A 15,925-nucleotide genomic window follows, 5' to 3' on the forward strand; every position below is an offset into this window, starting at 1 on the left:
TACTACAGTTCAAAAAGTAGACTAACTAGTGACGCCGTACCGAATACGATAATGATTGTACCGGAAACTTTGTTGATAATTCGACTATGCTGCTTAACGTATGCGCGCATTGCACTTGCAAAGAAGGAAAGACCGCACCACCAGATGGCTGAGCCAAGGAAAACGCCGAGAACCAGTGCCGCTGCGCCGGGGGCTCCTGCATCGCCATTGATGCCGAAAGTAGCAAAAATAACAGTAAATGCGATGATTGTACCCGGATTCATGGCAGTTAGAACGAATGTGCTGATCCATGCTGTGAGTAGACTTGGTTTGTTTTGCTCGATTTGCACACTGTCTGTATCTGAAACAAAAGTGGGCTGCTGACGCAACATATGGATGCCGATAGCGATAAAAAGTATGCCACCAACGAGCTTAATAATGTTGCTGGAGTCTGTAATAAGGTTTGTTATAGCAACAAGTCCGAATGCCGCAACCGCTCCATAGAAAAGGTCTGCTGAGGCAGCTCCAAGGCCAGATATTACGCCGACAAGTTTTCCATATTTTAGTGTCCTATGGATACACAGAACCCCGACAGGGCCAACAGGTGCAGCGATAGTGAGTCCGATCAAAAGACCCTTGAGGAAAAAGTAAAAAAGGGCAAGGCTCATTGTTTGTGATAATCCTATGGGGGTATGATTCCGGAAAAGGATAAAAGTACTATCCGACATCATACCGTAAAAAAGGTTTTATGGAAGCTACCTTTTATTGTGTAGCGAATGGAAGACATAAAAAAAGTCGCCCTAAAGGTCGACTTTTTTTTACTGCAATATGTTGCGGTTGGTTATTTTTCAGGTGGAGCAATGAGTTCAGGAGCACCGGATCCCATTTTGCCCTGTTTACCACCCATCATACCGCCCATCATGCCGCCGCCTTTTTTGCCGCCAGAGTTGTGGCCGGCCATAAAGCCGTACCATTCATCATGGGAAATTTCGCCGGAGTTGTCTTTATCAATAGTCTGGAATGCCTGCTCTTTCATGGAAGGGTAGGTTTTGGAAAATTCTTCCCAGCTGATGCTGGCGTCGCCATTTGCATCCATTTTGTCAAATTTAGTATCTGCGGAAACTGAGGTTGCAAAAATACAGACCAGAGCAATAGTAAATAGGATTTTTTTCATGATATCTCCTTAAGCAGCAGGCTGCGGACAGCAATACTGTGCGGTTGTACGAGGACAGGCGCAATACGGGATATGTGCATTACTCCTGTATTATGTTTATGATATACAGCAAGGACTGTGAAAAATAGTCCATTCCGTAAAATAAGCTTAGGTAGAATACCCAGTAATGAGAACTGCGTCTACCGTGTATAAAAACTATACACAGGATATGGGGACTATTGGAGACGGACAGGGGCAGAACGTTATATCTATGGAATTGCATCGGACATAAAAAAAGCCTCTTTCGAAAGAAAGAGGCTTTTAAATTCTGGCTCCTCGAGTAGGACTTGAACCTACAACCTAGTGATTAACAGTCACCCGCTCTGCCTATTGAGCCATCGAGGAATATGTGTGCTTCGGTTTCCCTCAGCGCGAAAATGTGTTTACGGATTTGCTTCGTACTCGTCAATAGAAAAAAAGAAAAAAAAGAAAAAAGTCTTATACTATTGGGGATAGAGTCCGCAGTTGGGTTACTTTAATTGTAGTACAGAGGTAGGGGCATTCCCGTTGACTTCTCCTGGGGTAGTTTTGTTGTATGGTTCCCAAGTTAAATAAGTATTTTCATCGTCTATTTCTAAAAAACTGACAGATATTTTTTCACCGTTATCTAGGGTGCAAGTTATTCTGTTTTCGATAAAATCTTTCAGACCAGAAAGTGTAACACATGTTGCATCGCGATAAGGTTGCGGTGTGCTTGGGGCGTGTAGCATTTGTGTTATTGATGCGGGGGCATTTTTTTTGAAGTCATTGTAAAGTTGATTTTGCATGGTAAGAGTAAATACCGATAGAGCTATACTAATGCCGATGATCGTTACTGCAATCCAGAATGCTTTTTTACTCTTTTTAAGAATATTGCATCGTATCAATATGTAAGGAAGGCTGAGCAGTGTCCACCCCCAATGAGGTGGTGTAATTCCGCGAAGTTTAAGCATGCGTCGGTCTATAAGAAGAAGAGAAATGCCTGCGCCTGAAAATACTGAGTCCGGAATGTTGTCTAGTGCCGAGGTACAAAAGGATATTGCCGTTATAAATATTGGGGCAAAAATATGAATCCAAATATACCAATCGCCGCTGGCTATCGCTTGTGCTTTTAATCGTTCCTGTTTTTGTTGTTTTTTATTAAGCGGGTTAGGCAGAGAGGGATCTGAAGGTGGCATATAGGGCTCCTAACTATTATGGGACGGGGATCGCATTTTTTAAGAAGTAGTTACGCGTATAAATAATAGTGGACTCGATAACGTCAGTTATAGTTCGCGTCAAACGTAAATCATAGAGGTAGTTAAATTCATATCATTATATTGATATAGCATGATCAGATATTTGCGGTCTGAGTCAAATGTCTATGCGCAGTGTGTGGCAGCGCAGTTAATATATTCGCAAGATACTTTTTCAACATATATCAAGTAGTTAGTTGTAGAATGTTTTTTTGAACGAAAAAAAGCCTCTTTCTTGCGAAAGAGGCTTTAAGATCTGGCTCCTCGAGTAGGACTTGAACCTACAACCTAGTGATTAACAGTCACCCGCTCTGCCTATTGAGCCATCGAGGAATATGTTTGCTTGAGGTATTTCCCTCAATGCGAGAGTGCTTTTAAGGAAAAGTTTTCTTGCCGTCAAGAGAAAAAATATTTTTTTCAAAAAAGAGAAGAATGACGATTCGTTTAAGTCGATAGAGTGGCAGGATAGTCGTCGGTTAGTTGTAGGGATACTGGGGAGGACGGGCGTTGAGATGCGAAGCAGGTTAGTGGAACGCAGTTCTATTTTTTGTTGTTGGGCATAAAAAAAGCCTCTTTCAAATGAAAGAGGCTTTTGAAGTCTGGCTCCTCGAGTAGGACTTGAACCTACAACCTAGTGATTAACAGTCACCCGCTCTGCCTATTGAGCCATCGAGGAATATGTGCTGAATCAATCAGCGCGAAATCTTGTATACGGAGTCTGTGTCATCTCGTCAAGGGGAAAAATAGAGAATTTATATTTCATGAAAAGATATACACTATATGTTTATAGTTAGGGTTGGAACTTGGAATGAGTGCTAAATGTCTAGTTTTTAGAGAGCTGACATGGTATAAAATTGTTGGAAAAGGTATTAAATAGAGCCGCAAGTGCTGTTTGCTTTTGTTGAGCTTTTGCTTTTTCTGACAGATCTGACAGAAAGGTTGACGGTGCACAAAAAAAAAGCCTCTTTCAAATGAAAGAGGCTTATGAAATCTGGCTCCTCGAGTAGGACTTGAACCTACAACCTAGTGATTAACAGTCACCCGCTCTGCCTATTGAGCCATCGAGGAATATGTGCTTGGGGTGTTTTCCCTAGCGCGAAAAAGTGTTTAGGGAAAACTTGCGGTACGGTCAAGCCTTTTTCGTATTTCTTCAAAAAAAAAATGTAAAAAACAATTTTCTGCTCAGAGATGAGAGGGTTCCTTGACGATTGCTGGTAATTGGCATAACCCTTCCCAATTCAGCAGTGATCGAATTTATTATACGGAGTGATCCCGTGAGCGAACAGGAACAGTCAAAACGTAAAAAAATAAAACTTCCCACTAAATCCAGCCAGGCAGAATACTTTATGCCTATGTTGGAGAGCTTTGTTGACCGTGATGAGTTAAACGAAGTGGTGAAGAATAGAGTGGCAAAGTCCTGCGACTTAATGGATGCAGGTATTTCCTTGTACCCGAACGGGTTTAAGAAGGAAGATGATTTTTCTCAAATTCGTGCAGAATATGAGGGTCTTGATACTGAAGAATTAGAATCCCTTGATAAGGAATTCTTTTGCGCAGGTCGTATTGTCGGTCTTCGTTCTTTCGGTAAAGTTACCTTTTTCCACGTTCTTGACAAAAGTGGTAAGATGCAGTGTTACGCTGCTCGTGATACCCTTGGTACTGAATCGTACCAGAAGTTTAAGAAATTTGACATCGGCGATATCGTTGGTGTTGTGGGTACATTATTTCGCACTAAAACAGGCGAACTGACCTTAGACTGTAAAAGTGTTCAGCTTCTTACAAAGTCTATTCGTCCGCTCCCGGAAAAATATCATGGTCTTAAAGACGTTGAGATTCGATACCGTCAGCGTTACGTTGACCTTATTGTAACGCCAAAGACTCGGGAAATTTTCCGCAAACGTACTGCTATTGTGCGTGAGTTCCGTAGATTTATGGAAGATAATGGCTTCATGGAAGTTGAAACTCCAATGATGCATCCAATTCCTGGTGGCGCAACTGCTCGTCCGTTTGTCACCTACCATAATGCGCAAGAGCATGATATGTTTATGCGTATTGCACCGGAACTCTACTTGAAACGTTTACTCGTTGGTGGTTTCGAAAAAGTTTTTGAAATTAACCGTAACTTCCGTAACGAAGGCGTTTCTACTCAGCATAACCCAGAATTTACTATGTGTGAGTTCTACTGGGCATATGCAACGTTTGAAGACCTGATGGATCTTACAGAAGAGCTTTTTGGACACATTGCCAAGAAGGTGTGCGGTACCACCGTTATTACCTATCAAGGTCAGGAAATTGATCTGACCCCTGGTACTTGGCGTCGCGTCGGCTTCCTCGAATCTTTAGAAGTTATTGGTGGTCACACCAAAGAACTGTACGAAGATTACGACAAGCTTGTTGCACATTTGAAAAGCCGTGGGGAAAAAGTAATGGAAGGTGAGAAGCTTGCTAAGCTTCAAGCTAAGCTGTTTGATCTTGATGTTGAACCGGATCTGATTCAGCCAACTTTCATTTACAATTACCCGACAGATATCTCGCCTCTTTCTCGTAAAAACGAAGATGATCCTCGTTTTACTGATCGTTATGAACTTTTCATGACCGGTCGCGAGCTTGGTAACGCATTCTCTGAACTTAACGATCCTGTTGATCAGCGCTTGCGTTTCCTTGATCAGGTTGCAGAAAAAGAAGCGGGTGATGATGAAGCACACTACATGGACGAAGATTATCTTCGTGCTCTTGAATACGGTATGCCTCCGGCTGCTGGTCAGGGGATCGGTATTGACCGTCTTGTTATGCTTCTTACTGATTCTCCATCAATCCGTGAGGTAATTCTCTTCCCACTCCTTAAACCGGAGAGTTAGCCATAGCTTATGAACTTTGAGTCCTTCATTGCGCTGCGATACCTGTTTGCGCGTCGACAACAGTCATTTATATCGGTCATATCGATTATTTCTGTTCTCGGAGTCGCTCTTGGTGTTGCTTCGCTCATAGTAGTTATGGGTGTGATGAACGGTTTCACAAAGGACTTGAGGGATAAAATTCTGGGCGTGAATGCTCACGTAATTACCATGAGTGCAACCGGAAATATGTCCGGTTATACTGAGTTAATGAAAAAAATTGAGGGTGTCTCCGGTGTTGCCGGAGTCACCCCTTTTGTTTACTCAGAACTTATGGCTTCCTCATCTCAGGGTGTGAAAGGTATCATTTTACGCGGTGTGCAGCCTGAGTCTGCGGACAGGGTTCTCACAATCCGCAAATACATGCAGGATGGTGGTTTTCCGGATCTTAATCGTAAAGGGCTTCCGGGGATTATTGTCGGCAAAGAGCTTGCCAAACGCCTTGGTGTAGGTGTGGGGCGGCGTATAAATCTTCTTTCTCCTTCCGGTAAAAAAACATCACAAGGCTTCGTTCCAAGGGTCCGTAACTTTAAAGTTGTCGGCATCTATAAAACGGGCATGTGGGAATATGATTCATCCCTTGCGTTTGTAACTCTAGATTCCGCTCGGGAATTGCTTGGATGGAATAAAAATGCCGTTACGGGGCTTGAGCTCTCTGTCAGTGATGTAAACAAAGCAGACGCAGTCGCCAAAGAAATAACTAAAAAACTTGGCGGGTATCCTTTCTATGCAAGAAGCTGGATGGATATGAATGCTAACTTGTTTGCTGCACTGAAACTGGAAAAAACAGCGATGGGTGTTATCCTTACGCTCATTGTTCTGGTTGGCTCATTCTCCATTATTACCACTCTGGTCATGCTTGTTATGGAAAAAACCCGTGACATAGCAGTGCTCATGTCTATGGGAGCAACCAAACAGCAGATTCGCAGAATTTTTATGCTGCAGGGAACTATTATCGGAGTGGTGGGAACTGCTCTGGGCTTTGCCCTTGGACTTGGGGTAGGTGAACTGCTTAAGCGTTATCAATTCGTAAAGCTTCCGAAGGGTGTGTATTCATTGGACAGGCTTCCGGTTCTTTATAATTGGACAGATCTCGTGATAATTGGAGTCGCTGCAATGGTATTGTGTTTTATCGCAACTCTATATCCAGCAAAGCAGGCTGCAAAACTAGAACCGGCAGATGCATTGAGGTATGAATAATGAGTGCCGCACCATTGTATGAGCTTAAGGGCGTCGGAAAGGACTATGAAGGTCCTGCTGAGTTGCTTACGGTTATAAATAATTTGGACCTGGTTATAGAGCAGGGTGAGGCTCTTGCAATCACGGGTGCATCCGGCTCAGGTAAAAGTACTCTCTTGCATCTATTGGGAACCCTTGATATTCCTTCGAGGGGTGAGTTACTTTTCAATGGTAGAAATCTTGCGGAATTGTCTGATGACGCTAAGGCTGTAGTGCGAAATCGGGAGATTGGATTTGTGTTTCAGTTTCATCATCTGCTGCCGGAATTTTCGACGATTGAAAATGTAGCTATGCAAGCGATTATTGGCGGTGTGACCAAAAAAGACGCCTTTGAACGGGCCAGCGAAATGTTGCAACTCGTTGGACTGGGAAAGCGGCTTGAACATAAGGTTACAACGTTGTCAGGCGGGGAGCGACAGCGGGCTGCTATTGCCCGTGCCATTCTTATGCGGCCTTCAGTTTTGCTTGCAGATGAACCCACTGGAAATCTTGATGAACGTACTGGCGAGTCAGTTGGAGAATTACTTCTTCGACTAAATGATGAGCTCGGTATGACCTTGGTTGTAGTTACGCATAATCCTGAACTGTCGGATATTATGCGTCGCCGTCTTGAACTGCGAGCTGGAGAACTTTATGTCCAAACAGTTTAGACCGTGCGTTGTCATGGTCTTCATGCTGCTTGCGCTGTTAATTGCTGCAAGCGCATTTGCTGCGCCACGGAATGGAATTCGGGTACTTGTACTGCCTTTTGCCGTTAACTCAGGCGATGATTTGAGTTACTTGGAAGATGGTTTGCCTGATTTAATCGGAGAACGTTTAGCTGCAAAAAACTTTTCAATTGTTCCTGATGATGAAGTTGAAAGAATTTTAGCAGAAAATGCTGTCACCGAGCTTAATATTTCAATTGTTCGTGATCTGTGTTTGTTGTCTAACTCAGACTATGCCGTCTATGGTAGCTTTACACAGGTTGGTGAACAACTTTCTATTGATGCACGCTTGGTAGAAGCTTACGGACTTCAACCTGCAAAGCCAATTTACATTAATAAGTCTGGTCTTATTAATGTGCTTCCTGCTGTCGATGAGCTTGTGGCTCAAGCTACAAACGAGATGCTGCGTAAGCAGTCAATTTCTAATATTGTAGTTAAGGGTACTAAAATTCTGGATCCGGACGTAGTTCTTCTACGTATGCGAATTCAGAAGGGTGATGCTCTTGATAGCAAAAAAATCAACGAAGAAATTAAACGTATTTACGGTCTTGGATTCTTCAGTGATGTGCAGGTGTCTGTTGAGAAAAAACGTGATGGTAATGAACTTGTTATCACCGTTGTAGAAAAACCAAAAATTAATAACATCATAATCTCCGGCTCTGATGCTGTTGATAGTGATGATATTCTTGCCGCAATCAGTTCAAAACAGGGTGCTATTCTTAACGAAAAGCTCCTGTCTGATGATATTGCACGCGTTCGCGATTTGTACAGGAAAGAAGGTTATTACCTTGCTGAGGTTGATTACAAGATTGAACGTGGTACAACCGGTGCGACTCTTACATTTAATGTAAAAGAAGGCGAGAAGCTCTACATTAAAGATATACAGCTCGAAGGTGTTGAAAAACTTGATGCAGATGACGTGAAGAGCGAACTAGCTTTGTCTGAACGCGGAATGTTCTCATGGCTTACCGGCTCTGGTGTTCTGCGTGAAGATTACCTTGAACGTGACGTCGCAGCGATTGCTGCGTACTACTTGAACCGAGGCTTCCTCGATGTTCGTGTTGGTAATGCGCGTGTAGATTATGAAGAAGACGGTATTGTTATTACCTTCCCGGTTTCTGAAGGTGAGCGTTATAAGCTTGGCACAATTACCTTTACGGGTGATCTCATTGAGCCGGACGAAACCTACCTGTCTATTATTGGGTTGGACGAGTGGAAGGAAGATGAGGAGTACCTCAACTATACTGTCCTTCGTGAGGATAGTACTAAAATTGGTGACTGGTATGCAAACTACGGTTATGCCTACGCTGATGTTGATTTTGGTATTCAGCGAGCAGAAGACCACATTGCAAACGTCTCCTATAAGATTAACAAAAAGAACAAAGTGTATGTCCGCCGTGTCGTAGTGGAAGGCAATACTCGCACTCGTGATAATGTTGTGCGTCGTGCTGTTGAACTGACAGACGGTGAGCTTTTCAATGGCGATAAGCTGCGTGACAGTAACCGCACGTTGAATAACCTTGGGTATTTTTCTGAAGCAAGCGTGAACATTGTTCCAACGCAGTCTCCAGAAGAAGTTGATCTTAAAGTTAAGGTTAAAGAAAAAAATACTGGCTCTATTATGGCCGGTGTCGGTTGGTCTTCATATGATGGTGTTGGTTTCTCCGGTTCTATCAAGGAAGATAACTTGTGGGGTAAAGGCTACAGGCTTGCATTGACTGCCAGCTTCTCGTCTAAAAAAACCTCCTACGATCTGAGTTTCTTGAACCCAAGTGTATATGATAGCGATCTTTCATTTAGTGCTCGTACATACATCACAGAAACTGAATATGACGACTACGATTATAATAAGACAGGCGCTAAAATTAGCTTTGGTTATCCGGTAGGTAAGTGGTCTCGTGTCTACGCCGGTTACCGTTTTGACCAGTATCAGATTACAGATGTAGATGATGATGCGGACAACCTCATTAAAGAGCAGGCTGATGAAGGCACCCGCTATGCGAGCGTGCTCCATGCAGCTTTCTCCCGCAACACCATTGATAATTTCCAGCGCCCGACGGCCGGTAATGTTGTAAACCTTACCGTAAACTACGGTGGTAGCTTCCTTCAGGGTACTGATGATTTCATTAAAGTAGTTGGTGAAGCCCGTCAGTACTATGCCTTGAACAATGACCACGTGCTGATGGCCCGTGCAAAGGCTGCAGCATTGCTTCCTAATGGCGGCTCTCAAAGTGATATCCCAATTGTAGAACGTTTTTGGGTTGGTGGTATTAATAGCGTGCGTGGTTACGACATCAACGACTTTGCAGTGCGCGAGAATGATGGTGACAAAATTGGTGGTACCCGCATGGCGTTCGCTAACTTTGAGTACCAGTGGTATTTTGAGAATGAGCTGGGTATGACTATTGTACCGTTCTTTGACGTGGGTACTAACTTCGATGACAAAGATGATGATGGTCTTACCTCTAATAAAGACTGGCTCTACAGTACCGGTCTGGAACTGCGCTGGCGTTCTCCAATGGGTGATTTACGCTTCGCATACGGTGTTCCTCTTGCAGATGTGAACGGAGAAAGACAGTCTCCGCGCTTTGAATTTGCAATGGGTCAGGCGTTTTAAATCCAATCAAGTAAAAGCGCGACCTTATGGTCGCGCTTTTTTTATGCAAAAGTCTTGGCCAGGGTTGCACCTCTGGACCGGTTTAAGTATCCTTCTAATGATTTTTACTGGCGGCCTTTTTACAAATTCCAATTTCAATGCGCGGACTAACTAGGAAAACTATGCTAATTATCAGAAAAAAAGGCATTCTCTATTTGCCTTTGCTTCTTCTCGTCATTCTTCTCTCAGTTACAAATTCTTATGCTTCTATTAGCGGGGATTACAGAAACGCGTTGAATCAGTTCAGATCGCTTGTTAAAAATTCAAATCAAGCACGCTATCGTTCTAACTGGAAACGGCTGGAAGATAAGTTTATTGCTATTTATCAGGCGAATCCAGATGGTTCCTATGCTCCTAAAGTCTTGTACTATATGGGACGCGTTAATGAAGAATTGGCAAAGCGTTCGTATCTTCGTTCTGATTTTCAGGCCGCAGTTGATTACTATAACAGATGTTCAAGGCGGTTTACGAAACATTCATGGACGGATGATTCCTTATACAGATCAGCGCGAATTCAATATTACAATCTGAATCAGCCTGCTGAAGCAAGACGGACGTTGAATACTGTTCTTCGTAAATACCAGTCTGGAGATAAGTATAAGAATGCTCTTGAATTACATAGAAAAATTCTTGCAGAGATTCGTGGTTCAAGCTCTTCTGCTGCGCCCAGACCCAAAGTAGTTAAGAAAGTCAGCCCGTCACGTGCAACGTCGCGAACCGCACCCTCCTCGCATAAAGCTTCGGGCAAAGTGGTATTAAACGGTATTCGTTTTACTAGTAGTAATGACTACACACGTGTCGTGATTGATTTGAGTGGAGAGGTGAAGCATCAGTATAAGTTTTTAAATGCTGACCCGTCACGTAATCTGCCATTCAGACTTTATATTGATTTGGCGGGAACCGTTCCGTCTCAGGCGGTAAAAGACGAATTAAAAATTTATGATGGCATCTTGAGGATGATTCGTGTTGGTAAGCCCGTTCCGGCTACCAGTAGAGTGGTGCTTGATTTTGAATCGGTGCAAAAGTACACCGTTTTTGCTCTGGAAAATCCGTATAGAGTTGTCGTGGATGTCTCTGCTCCGCAGGCTGGGGAAAAGAGACAACCTCCTGTAGATTTGTCACGAAAAGCTCCAGTAAGTAAGCCGAAGAAAGCTTCCCGAACAGTACCTCCTTCCCGTAAGATTCCTGATCTTGTTGAACAGCTTGGTCTGACAGTAAAAACTGTTATGATTGATGCAGGGCATGGTGGCAAAGATCCAGGTGCATCTAAAAATAGAATTCGAGAGAAGGATTACGTTCTAAAGACTGCAAAAATGCTTGGTAAAAAACTTAAAGCAAAAGGCTTTAATGTAGTCTATACCCGTTCTACTGATGTCTTCATTCCTTTGGAAGAGCGTACCGCAAAGGCGAATGTGCAAAAGGTAGATCTATTTGTTTCACTGCATATTAACGCAAACAACAAACGAAGCGTTAACGGTATTGAGACGTACTACTTGAACCTTGCACGATCGAAAAGTGCTCGCCGTATTGCGGCGCGCGAGAACGCCATTTCAGAAAAGCGTATTAGCGACTTGCAATTTATTCTGACAGACCTGATGCTTAACTCTAAAATGCAGGAGTCAAAAGCTCTCGCAGAGTTGGTGCAAGCGAGCATGCTCAAAACTGTACGAGCCAGAGGCTGGAAGACGAGAAGTAACGGAGTTCGAAGTGCACCGTTCTATGTTCTTATGGGGGCAAAAATGCCGTCAATCCTCGTGGAACTGGGCTATTGTTCAAACTCGACAGAAGCAAAACGTTTGCGAAACAGTTCGTATTTGAACTTGCTGGCAGACGGTATTGCTAAGGCGTTAACTACGTACAGACGTAATTTAAAAAACTATGCAGCTATGTAGCTGACAAAATAATACGAAATATGACCGATTTCTCACTGACAGCGCATGAGTTTTTTGTGTAGTACTGAATTGCGAAGCATTTGTGTTGTCATATGAAGTTGTTATGTTTCATATGAGGTGATGTTACTTCGGTAATGCGCTGTAAAATCCACTGTATCTGTAGCTACAGATTGAGTGGTAGAAACGACAAGTTCTTGACTGTGGAATATGATGAGGCTATCCACTCAATCAACTTGATAAATTCTATTGATGGTTAAATAACTAACATATTGTTAAGTAACGAAATTTTTTTAGGAGCATTTGATGCGTAATATTCTTTTAGCAGTAGTGGCTTGTACCTTTCTTTTTGCTTCATCTGCGGTAGCTGCAAAATATGGTGAAGTTGATTTTGGAGTCATCGCTAAAGATTCTGAACCAGCATTGGCGATTGCCAAGGCTATGAAGCAGACTTTTGGCGTTGAAGATAAAAAACTTAGAGACGATAAAGTTGCTTTTGATGCAAAAGTAAAAGAATTTCGCGTTCAGAGCCAGGCTCTTTCCGAGGATGCTCGAAAAACTAAAACGGAGGAGCTTCGTAAAGAAGAAAGTGCTCTCCTTCAGCGCCAGCGGAAGTTTGTAGAGCGTGCGCGTGCTGCAGAACAGTCTGCTCTTCGCGATATGTCTGCTCTTATGCTTGAAGCTACCCGCGAGTACGGTCGTAAAAATGGTTACGAAATGATTATCGCAAAAGCGCAGGGTGCAGTTTTGTACCTTAAGAATCCAGTAGATGTAACCAAACAGGTGATGGTTGTTGTTAACCGTATCTACCGAACAAAACTCGATAAATTTAAAGCTGAACAGAAAAAAGCTAAAAAAGCTAAAAAATAAGGGATACGGTTAAGCATGCTGCTTTCTACAATCGCACAAAATCTTGGTCTTGAGTTTGCTGGTGATGATCTTGAAATAACTGGCGTAAACACCCTTGATGATGCACTGGAAACAGAACTTAGTTTTTTAGCTAATCCTAAGTATTCCTCTAAGCTTGCAGAAACTAACGCAGGTGCAGTTGTTTGTACTGCTGATCAGGTAGCGAATGTCCAGCGCGCGCTTATTAGTGAAAACCCGTATTTCGACTTTGCTCGTTGCGTTGCCATGTTTGCTAAGCCTCAGGGCGAGATGAAGGGAATATCAGAACTCGCCTTCATCGATCCAACTGCAATAATTGCTGATAACGTAACTGTGTATCCGCATGTCTTTGTCGGCCCGCGTGCTACTATCGGATCCGGAACGGTTCTTTTCCCCGGATGTTATGTCGGGGAAGATTCAACTGTTGGATCTGACTGTATTCTGTACCCTAATGTTGTGCTTATGGCTGAAACAACTCTCGGTGATGACTGCATTATCCATGCAGGCGTCGTACTTGGTGGTGATGGTTTTGGTTTTGCTCCAACAGAGTTTGGCGTACAGAAAATTCCACAGATCGGTAACGTAACTATCGGTAACGATGTGGAAATTGGTGCAAACACCACCATTGACCGCGCCGTGCTTGGCTCTACAAGCGTAGGCGACGCAACAAAAATTGATAATCTTGTTATGCTCGGGCATAATGTTGAGATGGGCAGCAACTGCCTTATTGTGTCACAGGTAGGTATTTCCGGTTCCACCAAAGTTGGTAACGGTGTTGTTATGGCAGGACAGGCTGGTATTGCCGGTCATCTGACCATTGGCGACGGCGCAACTGTTGGTCCAAAAACTGGAGTAGGAAAAGACATTCCGGCCGGAGTAACGATGGCTGGTATGCCGGCGATGGAAAAGGGGATTTTCATGCGTCATACAACTCTTTCTCCTAAAATTCCTGATCTGTTTAAACGAGTAAAACAGCTTGAAAAAGAAATCGAAGCGTTGAAAAAATAGAGGTACACAAACATGACAGCCACCGAACAGAATATTTTGGACATCCGTCAGATCCTTGATCTGCTTCCACATAGATATCCTTTTTTGCTTGTAGACCGTGTTCTAGACTACACTCCGCTCGAGTCCATTGATGCGTATAAAAACGTTACAATGAACGAGCCGTTCTTTCAGGGACACTTTCCCGGAATTCCTGTAATGCCGGGTGTGCTTATTATGGAAGCGCTTGCTCAGGCAGGTGGACTTCTCGTGCTCAAAAGTACGGATATGCCACTTGAAGATAAGTTGTTCCTGTTTACAGGTATGGAGAAAGTTCGTTTCCGTAGACCTGTGTACCCAGGCGATAAGCTTGAGCTTAAGTGCCGTCTTATTCGTCACAAGCTGAAACTGTGGAAGATGGAAGGCAAAGCATATGTTGATGGTGTGCTTGCTGCAGAAGCAGAAATGACAGCCGCTATCATGAATAAGGAGGATATGTAGCGTGGCTACTGAGATTCATCCTTCCGCCTTTGTTTCGCCTAATGCGGAAATTGGAGAAGGGGTTGTTGTTGGTCCTTGTGCCGTAATTGAGGATGATGTCATCATCGGAGATGGTACAAAGATTGACGCTTTTGCATCTGTCAAACAGTACACCCGCATGGGGAAAAATAACCATATCCACTCCTATGCGGCAGTGGGCGGTATTCCGCAGGATCTTAAATTTCACGGTGAAGTTAGCTGGTTGAAAATCGGCGACAATAACAGTATCCGTGAATTTGCAACCTTACATCGTGGTACAGAAGATGGCGGCTTAGAAACTGTTATCGGTAGTAATAACCTCATGATGGCGTACACGCATGTTGCGCACGATTGTATTCTTGGCAATAATATTATTATGTCTAATAATGCAACGCTTGCGGGACATGTTCAGGTTGCTGATCATACCATTATCGCAGGACTTTCTGCAGTACATCAGTTTGTCCGCATCGGTACCCATGCATTTGTTGGTGGCATGACCGGCATCGGTCAGGATCTACCTCCGTACATGCTTGCAACCGGTAATCGTGCAGGTGTGAATGGTCCTAACCTGGTTGGGCTGCGTCGCTTAAAAGCTTCCCGCGAAGTTATTCGTGCTCTTAAAAATGCGTACAAACTCATCTGGCATTCTACTACTCCTCGAAAAGAGGCACTTGAACAGCTGGAATATGAATTTGGTAACTTTTCTGAAGTCCTTGAATTTGTAGATTTTGTGCGTAAAAGTGAGCGTGGTATTTTGCCATCGCATAACGACTAAGCTACACTGTTGGATTGAAATATAAAGAAGGAAGGTGTAGTGCCTTCCTTCTTTTTTTAAGCCTTTGGAGCAAAAATAGATATGGCAGCATTACAAGAGCGAATTGGGATAATTGCAGGCGCAGGCCAGTTTCCTGAGCTTGTAGCCCAAGGTGCCCGTGAGGAAGGGCTCTCTGTTGTTATGTGTGGTTTTGTTGGCCACACAGACCCCGCAATTGAGAGTAAGGCAGATGTTTTTGAAATGCTTCATCTTGGTGCTCTTTCCAAGCTTATACAGTTTTTCAAAAATAATGGTGTGAACCGCGTGTGTTTTGCCGGTGCTATTAATAAGCCAAAGGCGTTGGATATTCGGCCGGATTTTCGAGCTGCAAAGGTATTGTTCAAGATTCGCTCAAAAGGTGATGACGTACTTTTGCGTGGCGTATTAGATGAGTTGGAGTCTGATGGGCTGCATATTGTACAGGCTGCAGAATTAGTTCCTAACTTGCGCGGACCTGTTGGTGTACTTACAAAGAAAAAACTTACAGAAAAGCAACGTGAGACCCTCGCATACGGTATTCCGATCGGTGAACAGATTGGGAGTATGGATATTGGTCAGTGCATTGTTGTTCGAGAGCACATGGTTGTTGCTGTTGAGTGTTTAGAAGGGACAGATGCGACTATTAAGCGTGGTGCGGCGCTTGGAGGCCAGGGCTGCGTTGCCATTAAGTTGCTGAAACCAAATCAGGATGAGCGCATTGACCTTCCGGCGCTTGGTTTGAATACTATTCAAAATTTAGTGGATGGCGGGTATAGTTGCCTCGCTTACTATGCAGGGAAAACTCTTTTTTTTGATAGAGAAGCGGCTATTGCACTTGCGAATGAGCACAATATTGCCATTGTGGGTTTAGATGAGGAATTTAAAAACACCCTTCTATAAAAAAAGACTACTTATTTGGTTCCTTGACGGAACGGATAATATACGGTGTC

General features: G+C 43.5%; 13 protein-coding genes and 4 tRNA genes. 10 read left to right on the forward strand and 7 right to left on the reverse strand.

Translation table 11 applies throughout. From position 1 onward, the window contains the following. Positions 1-2: 2 nt before the first annotated feature. The 7 genes from F461_RS0103700 to F461_RS0103735 all read right to left on the reverse strand — a co-directional run bounded on the left by F461_RS0103700 (position 3) and on the right by F461_RS0103735 (position 3,474). A complete protein-coding gene (locus tag F461_RS0103700) occupies positions 3-647 on the reverse strand; it encodes a LysE family translocator (RefSeq protein ID WP_019999811.1) in 645 nt (214 codons plus the stop codon). A 173-nt stretch (positions 648-820) separates the two neighbouring features. Beyond that, positions 821-1,153: an EF-hand domain-containing protein gene (locus tag F461_RS0103705; RefSeq protein WP_019999812.1), complete on the reverse strand. Its 333-nt coding sequence runs from the start codon at positions 1,151-1,153 to the stop codon at positions 821-823. A gap of 308 nt (positions 1,154-1,461) precedes the next feature. Continuing rightward, positions 1,462-1,537 (reverse strand) — tRNA-Asn (locus F461_RS0103710). A gap of 125 nt (positions 1,538-1,662) precedes the next feature. After that, positions 1,663-2,349 (reverse strand): hypothetical protein, encoded by a 687-nt coding sequence (locus tag F461_RS0103715; RefSeq protein ID WP_019999813.1) that lies wholly within the window; start codon positions 2,347-2,349, stop codon positions 1,663-1,665. A 314-nt stretch (positions 2,350-2,663) separates the two neighbouring features. After that, positions 2,664-2,739 (reverse strand) — tRNA-Asn (locus F461_RS0103720). A 267-nt stretch (positions 2,740-3,006) separates the two neighbouring features. Beyond that, positions 3,007-3,082 (reverse strand) — tRNA-Asn (locus F461_RS0103725). Between the two features lie 316 nt (positions 3,083-3,398). Beyond that, positions 3,399-3,474 (reverse strand) — tRNA-Asn (locus F461_RS0103735). 284 nt (positions 3,475-3,758) lie between these two features. Between F461_RS0103735 and lysS the strand changes: the two genes are divergently transcribed. The 10 genes from lysS to F461_RS0103785 all read left to right on the forward strand — a co-directional run bounded on the left by lysS (position 3,759) and on the right by F461_RS0103785 (position 15,875). Beyond that, positions 3,759-5,264: a lysine--tRNA ligase gene (gene lysS, locus F461_RS0103740; RefSeq protein WP_034604094.1), complete on the forward strand. Its 1,506-nt coding sequence runs from the start codon at positions 3,759-3,761 to the stop codon at positions 5,262-5,264. Positions 5,265-5,273: 9 nt separating this feature from the next. Continuing rightward, the gene (locus tag F461_RS0103745; protein ID WP_019999815.1) at positions 5,274-6,500 is read left to right on the forward strand and encodes a lipoprotein-releasing ABC transporter permease subunit; all 1,227 of its coding nucleotides are present in this window, start codon (positions 5,274-5,276) and stop codon (positions 6,498-6,500) included. Continuing rightward, on the forward strand, positions 6,500-7,189 hold the full coding sequence (locus F461_RS0103750; protein ID WP_019999816.1) for an ABC transporter ATP-binding protein: 690 nt from the start codon (positions 6,500-6,502) through the stop codon (positions 7,187-7,189). Before F461_RS0103745 ends, F461_RS0103750 begins: the two co-directional genes overlap by 1 nt. Further along, positions 7,173-9,863, forward strand: coding sequence for an outer membrane protein assembly factor BamA (gene bamA, locus F461_RS0103755; protein ID WP_019999817.1), 2,691 nt, complete (start codon positions 7,173-7,175; stop codon positions 9,861-9,863). Before F461_RS0103750 ends, bamA begins: the two co-directional genes overlap by 17 nt. Positions 9,864-10,024: 161 nt before the next feature. Then, positions 10,025-11,794, forward strand: a complete 1,770-nt coding sequence (locus tag F461_RS0103760; RefSeq protein WP_019999818.1) for an N-acetylmuramoyl-L-alanine amidase — start codon at positions 10,025-10,027, stop codon at positions 11,792-11,794. A gap of 303 nt (positions 11,795-12,097) precedes the next feature. Further along, entirely contained in the window at positions 12,098-12,661 is a 564-nt protein-coding gene (locus F461_RS0103765) for an OmpH/Skp family outer membrane protein (RefSeq protein ID WP_019999819.1), read from the forward strand. A gap of 15 nt (positions 12,662-12,676) precedes the next feature. Further along, positions 12,677-13,687: a UDP-3-O-(3-hydroxymyristoyl)glucosamine N-acyltransferase gene (gene lpxD, locus F461_RS0103770; RefSeq protein ID WP_019999820.1), complete on the forward strand. Its 1,011-nt coding sequence runs from the start codon at positions 12,677-12,679 to the stop codon at positions 13,685-13,687. A 12-nt stretch (positions 13,688-13,699) separates the two neighbouring features. After that, positions 13,700-14,164, forward strand: a complete 465-nt coding sequence (gene fabZ, locus F461_RS0103775) for a 3-hydroxyacyl-ACP dehydratase FabZ (RefSeq protein WP_019999821.1) — start codon at positions 13,700-13,702, stop codon at positions 14,162-14,164. A gap of 1 nt (position 14,165) precedes the next feature. Further along, entirely contained in the window at positions 14,166-14,957 is a 792-nt protein-coding gene (gene lpxA, locus F461_RS0103780) for an acyl-ACP--UDP-N-acetylglucosamine O-acyltransferase (protein ID WP_019999822.1), read from the forward strand. Between the two features lie 81 nt (positions 14,958-15,038). Further along, a complete protein-coding gene (locus F461_RS0103785; protein ID WP_019999823.1) occupies positions 15,039-15,875 on the forward strand; it encodes an LpxI family protein in 837 nt (278 codons plus the stop codon). Positions 15,876-15,925: the final 50 nt, after the last annotated feature.

The sequence above is a fragment of the Halodesulfovibrio aestuarii DSM 17919 = ATCC 29578 genome (assembly GCF_000384815.1).
In the GTDB taxonomy this organism is placed as follows: Bacteria; Desulfobacterota; Desulfovibrionia; order Desulfovibrionales; family Desulfovibrionaceae; genus Halodesulfovibrio; species Halodesulfovibrio aestuarii.

Coding starts and splice junctions, on each gene's coding strand:
- F461_RS0103700 (WP_019999811.1), bottom strand. CDS start 647: ATGAGCCTTGCCCTTTTTTACTTTTTCCTCAAGGGTCTTTTGATCGGA.
- F461_RS0103705 (WP_019999812.1), bottom strand. CDS start 1,153: ATGAAAAAAATCCTATTTACTATTGCTCTGGTCTGTATTTTTGCAACC.
- F461_RS0103715 (WP_019999813.1), bottom strand. CDS start 2,349: ATGCCACCTTCAGATCCCTCTCTGCCTAACCCGCTTAATAAAAAACAA.
- lysS (WP_034604094.1), top strand. CDS start 3,759: ATGTTGGAGAGCTTTGTTGACCGTGATGAGTTAAACGAAGTGGTGAAG.
- F461_RS0103745 (WP_019999815.1), top strand. CDS start 5,274: ATGAACTTTGAGTCCTTCATTGCGCTGCGATACCTGTTTGCGCGTCGA.
- F461_RS0103750 (WP_019999816.1), top strand. CDS start 6,500: ATGAGTGCCGCACCATTGTATGAGCTTAAGGGCGTCGGAAAGGACTAT.
- bamA (WP_019999817.1), top strand. CDS start 7,173: ATGTCCAAACAGTTTAGACCGTGCGTTGTCATGGTCTTCATGCTGCTT.
- F461_RS0103760 (WP_019999818.1), top strand. CDS start 10,025: ATGCTAATTATCAGAAAAAAAGGCATTCTCTATTTGCCTTTGCTTCTT.
- F461_RS0103765 (WP_019999819.1), top strand. CDS start 12,098: ATGCGTAATATTCTTTTAGCAGTAGTGGCTTGTACCTTTCTTTTTGCT.
- lpxD (WP_019999820.1), top strand. CDS start 12,677: ATGCTGCTTTCTACAATCGCACAAAATCTTGGTCTTGAGTTTGCTGGT.
- fabZ (WP_019999821.1), top strand. CDS start 13,700: ATGACAGCCACCGAACAGAATATTTTGGACATCCGTCAGATCCTTGAT.
- F461_RS0103785 (WP_019999823.1), top strand. CDS start 15,039: ATGGCAGCATTACAAGAGCGAATTGGGATAATTGCAGGCGCAGGCCAG.